The following is a 6,050-nucleotide window of genomic DNA, read 5'->3' as shown; positions in this document are numbered from 1 at the left end:
TCTGCGAGGTGGGGTTATGAAATCCATGGATAAGTTAACAACGGGTGTCGCCTATGGCACCTCAGCAGGTAGTGCCGGGTACTGGTTTTTACAGCTGCTAGATAAAGTCACGCCCTCACAGTGGGCGGCAATTGGAGTGCTGGGTAGCCTGGTATTTGGCCTGCTGACGTACCTGACAAACCTTTATTTCAAGATTAAAGAAGATAAGCGCAAGGCTGCGAGAGGTGAATAATGCCTCCATCATTACGAAAAGCCGTTGCTGCTGCTATTGGTGGCGGAGCAATTGCTATAGCATCAGTGTTAATTACTGGCCCAAGTGGTAACGATGGTCTGGAAGGTGTCAGCTACATACCATACAAAGATATTGTTGGTGTATGGACTGTATGTCACGGGCATACAGGAAAAGACATCATGCTCGGTAAAACGTATACCAAAGCAGAATGCAAAGCCCTCCTGAATAAAGACCTTGCCACGGTCGCCAGACAAATTAACCCGTACATCAAAGTCGATATACCGGAAACAATGCGCGGCGCTCTTTACTCATTCGTTTACAACGTGGGTGCTGGCAATTTCAGAACATCGACGCTTCTTCGCAAAATAAACCAGGGCGATATCAAAGGCGCATGTGATCAGCTACGTCGCTGGACATATGCTGGCGGTAAGCAATGGAAAGGTCTCATGACTCGTCGTGAGGTTGAGCGTGAAATTTGTTTGTGGGGTCAGCAATGAACAGAGTAACCGCGATTATCTCCGCTCTGGTTATCTGCATCATCGTCTGCCTGTCATGGGCTGTTAATCATTACCGTGATAACGCAATCGCCTACAAAGAGCAGCGCGATAACAAGGCCAGTGAACTGGAGAAGGCGAACGCCACCATCGCTGACATGCGGAAGCGTCAACGTGATGTAGCAGAACTCGACGCAAGATACACAAAGGAGCTTGCTGATGCTAACGCGACTATCGAAAGTCTCCGTGCTGATGTTTCTGCTGGGCGTAAGCGCCTGCAAGTCGCCGCCACCTGTGCAAAGTCAACGACCGGAGCCAGCGGCATGGGCGATGGAGAAAGCCCAAGACTTACAGCAGATGCTGAACTCAATTATTACCGTCTCCGAAGTGGAATCGACAAGATAACCGCGCAGGTTAACTACCTGCAGGAATACATCAGGACGCAATGCCTGAAATAATTTTTTTGCAAATCACAAAGTCCATTTAATGAGCCTCGCGATGCGGGGCTTTTTTTACATCTGAATTTCACAGCGCATCTCACGCGCATATTACATCACCCGAGCCTTTCAGAAAGTTGAGCCTGAGAACTGCCGTATATGGTGGCGACCATCTCGGGGCGGCTTTTCTGTGAGACAGGCTCACTTTCTAAAAGGTAAAGACGCTATGAACCAATTAGAAGAAAAGCTTCAAAGAATGATTTCCTTATACAAGGAAGATAACTGCCAAAAAGTTCCTGAAAACATCGCAGAGTTAATGGAATTGGCAAGTGAATTTTCTGGCATGCTTAAGTCGTCAGGTGTTCGGTCAGCGTTCTTTGTTGAAATGCTGATGCACGGCGGACTTATGGCAACAATGAGACGTGTAATGGAAGACCAGAGAAAAGAACCTCCTCAGGTATACGTTTTGTCATCGAAGAAAACTGGGCTAACCAAAATTGGGTATTCATCCAACATTCCACAACGCATCAAATCGCTTGGCAACTCTGGACCAGACTGCTTGAAGCTTGAGTGCCTGATCCCTGGTGGAAGAGAAACTGAAAACATGCTTCATCGCAAATTTGCCGCAAAGAGAAAGCACGGTGAATGGTTCGCCCTGTCCAAGGATGACATTGAGGGATTGAAATCTGTAGCGATTACTTCTGATGGCTATTAATGCTTGTTTAGAGCAATTTTCATAACAACTCTTCATTACAAAGCCCATCTACTGGTGGGCTTGATAATGAAACCGTGATTTACATCCCCACAATCCGGGTATGTAAAAGATAGTTCAGGCGAGAACGGATTTAACTAAATCTGTGCGCCACCAGTTAACGGCAGTACCACGAAACAACCCAAGCCAGTAAGTGGGGAAATAACACCGGCAGCCACTGAAAGATGAACCTCCTGCCTTATGGCAAAAAAGATTCTTTGTGGTGGCGGACTGATGGAAAGACATCCTAATTTCAGCCAAACATTGAAGGAGTTGTTATGTCAGCAGAAGGTTTCAATAACCCATCAAAATTCCGGGATGAGTGGGATAGCAGCGTAAAGAGTAAGTGATGCCATCACAAAAGCCATTCCCTACAGAGTGGCTTTGATAATGGCTTATACCCTACACGGGATAACTTAACTGATATCCCTTTTAAAGGATAAAGGTATTCAAGCCTGACACATCATGCGCTGTATCGTCGCCGTATTCCCGTATTAACAGAGACCGTAGCCCGACGGGGAACTCCTTCTGCGAGAGTGTGCGGGAATAATCAAAAACGATGCACACCGGGGTTACCGGGTACACATATTTCATCATGCCAGCGAGTCCGGTTCTGGCACGGAAGAAACCGGACGTTATGATTTAGTGCGGAAATATTTGTGTAGTGTTCTGAATGTTCTCAGTAAAGAGTAATGAATTATCAAAGGTATAGTAATACCTTTTGTTTTCGTGGATATTTGTAATCCATCTGAAAACCCCTGCTGTAGCAAGATTTTTCCTGTATTCGTAAAATGATAACTCTCCTGATTTGAATCCTTTTAAGGTGGCTTCTATAAGGCATTTATTTTTTGAAAATCTTACATTTACAACCTTACCCTGTCCTTTTATTAAAACCGTATTATCGTTTTCAAGAACAAGATGAATATTCTCTGTGGCTAAATAGTAAATGTAATGTGAGACATTGTGACGTTTTAGTTCAGAATAAAACCAGTGATAGTTTAAATTATTTCGCACTTTATCGAATATTTGTTTAAAAATGGCAACCTGAGCCATTGTAGTACCTTCCATGTGATATGAGGGGCGTAGTCTGCACGATTATCTAAATTGCTTCAATCTGGTCTGATCTGTTTTCTGAGCAATTCAGTAATGTCACTCTTTTCTTTGTTTGCTTCAGGAGAAACTCTTTTTTCTGAGCACAGTCTCCGGCGGCAGGCTTCAATGACCCAGGCTGAGAAATTCCCGGACCCTTTTTGATCAAGAGCGATGTTAATTTGTTCAATCATTTGGTTAGGAAAGCGGATGTTGCGGGTTGTTGTTCTGCGGGTTCTGTTCTTCGTTGACATGAGGTTGTCCCGTATTCAGTGTCGCTGATTTGTATTGTCTGAAGTTGTTTTTACGTTAAGTTGATGCAGATCAATTAATACGATACCTGCGTCATAATTGATTATTTGACGTGGTTTGATGGCGTAGATGCACGTTGTGACATGTAGATGATAATTATTATCATTTTGCGGGTCCTTTCCGGCGATCCGACAGGTTACGGGGCGGCGACCTCGCGGGTTTTCGCTATTTATGAAAATTTTCCGGTTTAAGGTGTTTCCGTTCTTCTTCGTCGTAACTTAATGTTTTTATTTAAAATACCCCCTGAAAAGAAAGGAAACGACAGGTGCTGAAAGCGAGCTTTTTGGCCTCTGTCGTTTCCTTTCTCTGTTTTTGTCCGTGGAATGAACAATGGAAGTCAACAAAAAGCAGCTGGCTGACATTTTCGGTGCGAGTATCCGTACCATTCAGAACTGGCAGGAACAGGGAATGCCCGTTCTGCGAGGCGGTGGCAAGGGTAATGAGGTGCTTTATGACTCTGCCGCCGTCATAAAATGGTATGCCGAAAGGGATGCTGAAATTGAGAACGAAAAGCTGCGCCGGGAGGTTGAAGAACTGCGGCAGGCCAGCGAGGCAGATCTCCAGCCAGGGACTATTGAGTACGAACGCCATCGACTTACGCGTGCGCAGGCCGACGCACAGGAACTGAAGAATGCCAGAGACTCCGCTGAAGTGGTGGAAACCGCATTCTGTACTTTCGTGTTGTCGCGGATCGCAGGTGAAATTGCCAGTATTCTCGACGGGATCCCCCTGTCGGTGCAGCGGCGTTTTCCGGAACTGGAAAACCGACATGTTGATTTCCTGAAACGGGATATCATCAAAGCCATGAACAAAGCAGCCGCGCTGGATGAACTGATATCCGGCAGGAAACACTGAATGAATGCACCCGTGCGGAGCAGTCGGCCAGCGTGGTGCTCTGGGAAATCGACCTGACAGAGGTCGGTGGAGAACGTTATTTTTTCTGTAATGAGCAGAACGAAAAAGGTGAGCCGGTCACCTGGCAGGGGCGACAGTATCAGCCGTATCCCATTCAGGGGAGCGGTTTTGAACTGAATGGCAAAGGCACCAGTACGCGCCCCACGCTGACGGTTTCTAACCTGTACGGTATGGTCACCGGGATGGCGGAAGATATGCAGAGTCTGGTCGGCGGAACGGTGGTCCGGCGTAAGGTTTACGCCCGTTTTCTGGATGCGGTGAACTTCGTCAACGGAAACAGTTACGCCGATCCGGAGCAGGAGGTGATCAGCCGCTGGCGCATTGAGCAGTGCAGCGAACTGAGCGCGGTGAGTGCCTCCTTTGTACTGTCCACGCCGACGGAAACGGATGGCGCTGTTTTTCCGGGACGTATCATGCTGGCCAACACCTGCACCTGGACCTATCGCGGTGACGAGTGCGGTTATCTCCGGTGAGCCGGAGGCGTATTTCCGTATGTCGCCGGAAGACTGGCTGCAGGCAGAAATGCAGGGTGAGATTGTGGCGCTGGTCCACAGCCACCCCGGTGGTCTGCCCTGGCTGAGTGAGGCCGACCGGCGGCTGCAGGTGCAGAGTGATTTGCCGTGGTGGCTGGTCTGCCGGGGGACGATTCATAAGTTCCGCTGTGTGCCGCATCTCACCGGGCGGCGCTTTGAGCACGGTGTGACGGACTGTTACACACTGTTCCGGGATGCTTATCATCTGGCGGGGATTGAGATGCCGGACTTTTATCGTGAGGATGACTGGTGGCGTAACGGCCAGAATCTCTATCTGGATAATCTGGAGGCGACGGGGCTGTATCAGGTGCCGTTGTCAGCGGCACAGCCGGGCGATGTGCTGCTGTGCTGTTTTGGTTCATCAGTGCCGAATCACGCCGCAATTTACTGCGGCGACGGCGAGCTGCTGCACCATATTCCTGAACAACTGAGCAAACGAGAGAGGTACACCGACAAATGGCAGCGACGCACACACTCCCTCTGGCGTCACCGGGCATGGCGCGCATCTGCCTTTACGGGGATTTACAACGATTTGGTCGCCGCATCGACCTTCGTGTGAAAACGGGGGCTGAAGCCATCCGGGCACTGGCCACACAGCTCCCGGCGTTTCGTCAGAAACTGAGCGACGGCTGGTATCAGGTACGGATTGCCGGGCGGGACGTCAGCACGTCCGGGTTAACGGCGCAGTTACATGAGACTCTGCCTGATGGCGCTGTGATTCATATTGTTCCCAGAGTCGCCGGGGCCAAGTCAGGTGGCGTATTCCAGATTGTCCTGGGGGCTGCCGCCATTGCCGGATCATTCTTTACCGCCGGAGCCACCCTTGCAGCATGGGGGGCAGCCATTGGGACCGGTGGTATGACCGGCATCCTGTTTTCTCTCGGTGCCAGTATGGTGCTCGGTGGTGTGGCGCAGATGCTGGCACCGAAAGCCAGAACTCCCCGTACACAGACAACGGATAACGGTAAGCAGAACACCTATTTCTCCTCACTGGATAACATGGTTGCCCAGGGCAATGTTCTGCCTGTTCTGTACGGGGAAATGCGCGTGGGGTCTCGCGTGGTTTCTCAGGAGATCAGCACGGCAGACGAAGGGGACGGTGGTCAGGTTGTGGTGATTGGTCGCTGATGCAAAATGTTTTATGTGAAACCGCCTGCGGGCGGTTTTGTCATTTATGGAGCGTGAGGAATGGGTAAAGGCAGCAGTAAGGGGCATACCCCGCGCGAAGCGAAGGACAACCTGAAGTCCACGCAGCTGCTGAGTGTGATCGATGCCATCAGCGAAGGG

9 protein-coding genes and 2 pseudogenes are annotated in these 6,050 nt (G+C 49.6%); 9 read left to right on the top strand and 2 right to left on the bottom strand.

From position 1 onward, the window contains the following. Positions 1-16: 16 nt before the first annotated feature. The 4 genes from essD (at position 17) to RTW80_RS21885 (ending at position 1,878) form a co-directional block, all read left to right on the top strand. A complete protein-coding gene (essD, locus tag RTW80_RS21900) occupies positions 17-232 on the top strand; it encodes a phage lysis protein EssD (protein WP_000839596.1) in 216 nt (71 codons plus the stop codon). Beyond that, on the top strand, positions 232-729 hold the full coding sequence (gene rrrD, locus RTW80_RS21895) for a lysozyme RrrD (RefSeq protein ID WP_063119102.1): 498 nt from the start codon (positions 232-234) through the stop codon (positions 727-729). Before essD ends, rrrD begins: the two co-directional genes overlap by 1 nt. Next, entirely contained in the window at positions 726-1,184 is a 459-nt protein-coding gene (locus RTW80_RS21890) for a lysis protein (RefSeq protein WP_063119103.1), read from the top strand. The genes rrrD and RTW80_RS21890 overlap by 4 nt, the downstream gene beginning before the upstream one ends. 205 nt (positions 1,185-1,389) lie before the next feature. Further along, positions 1,390-1,878 (top strand): GIY-YIG nuclease family protein, encoded by a 489-nt coding sequence (locus RTW80_RS21885; RefSeq protein ID WP_016245257.1) that lies wholly within the window; start codon positions 1,390-1,392, stop codon positions 1,876-1,878. A 678-nt stretch (positions 1,879-2,556) separates the two neighbouring features. Here the strand turns inward: RTW80_RS21885 and RTW80_RS21880 are convergent. After that, the gene (locus tag RTW80_RS21880; RefSeq protein WP_000079508.1) at positions 2,557-2,967 is read right to left on the bottom strand and encodes a DUF1398 domain-containing protein; all 411 of its coding nucleotides are present in this window, start codon (positions 2,965-2,967) and stop codon (positions 2,557-2,559) included. 56 nt (positions 2,968-3,023) lie between these two features. Continuing rightward, positions 3,024-3,257 carry a YlcI/YnfO family protein gene (locus tag RTW80_RS21875; RefSeq protein ID WP_001663509.1) on the bottom strand — a complete coding sequence of 78 codons (234 nt, stop codon included), beginning with the start codon at positions 3,255-3,257 and terminating at the stop codon, positions 3,024-3,026. Positions 3,258-3,645: 388 nt separating this feature from the next. On the opposite strand from RTW80_RS21875, the gene RTW80_RS21870 reads away from it, so the two are divergent. From RTW80_RS21870 to RTW80_RS31630, 5 genes and pseudogenes are all read left to right on the top strand, one after another. Continuing rightward, positions 3,646-4,170, top strand: a complete 525-nt coding sequence (locus tag RTW80_RS21870; RefSeq protein ID WP_096967485.1) for a DNA-packaging protein — start codon at positions 3,646-3,648, stop codon at positions 4,168-4,170. Continuing rightward, positions 4,152-4,694: pseudogene (locus tag RTW80_RS21865) on the top strand (phage minor tail protein L); the annotation flags it as partial. The gene RTW80_RS21870 and the pseudogene RTW80_RS21865, both read left to right, overlap by 19 nt. Then, positions 4,693-5,322, top strand: a pseudogene (locus RTW80_RS21860) (C40 family peptidase); the annotation flags it as partial. The pseudogenes RTW80_RS21865 and RTW80_RS21860, both read left to right, overlap by 2 nt. Continuing rightward, a complete protein-coding gene (locus RTW80_RS21855; RefSeq protein WP_000847669.1) occupies positions 5,319-5,891 on the top strand; it encodes a tail assembly protein in 573 nt (190 codons plus the stop codon). The pseudogene RTW80_RS21860 and the gene RTW80_RS21855, both read left to right, overlap by 4 nt. 60 nt (positions 5,892-5,951) lie before the next feature. Continuing rightward, positions 5,952-6,050, top strand: a 99-nt coding sequence (locus RTW80_RS31630) for a hypothetical protein (RefSeq protein ID WP_000515355.1), incomplete at its 3' end; no start/stop codon positions are given.

The organism is Escherichia sp. AM3 (assembly GCF_032029835.1).
Taxonomy (GTDB): domain Bacteria; phylum Pseudomonadota; class Gammaproteobacteria; order Enterobacterales; family Enterobacteriaceae; genus Escherichia; species Escherichia coli.
The sequence above is the reverse complement of the archived record's forward strand: the minus strand, read 5'-3'. Positions and strand labels throughout refer to the sequence as shown.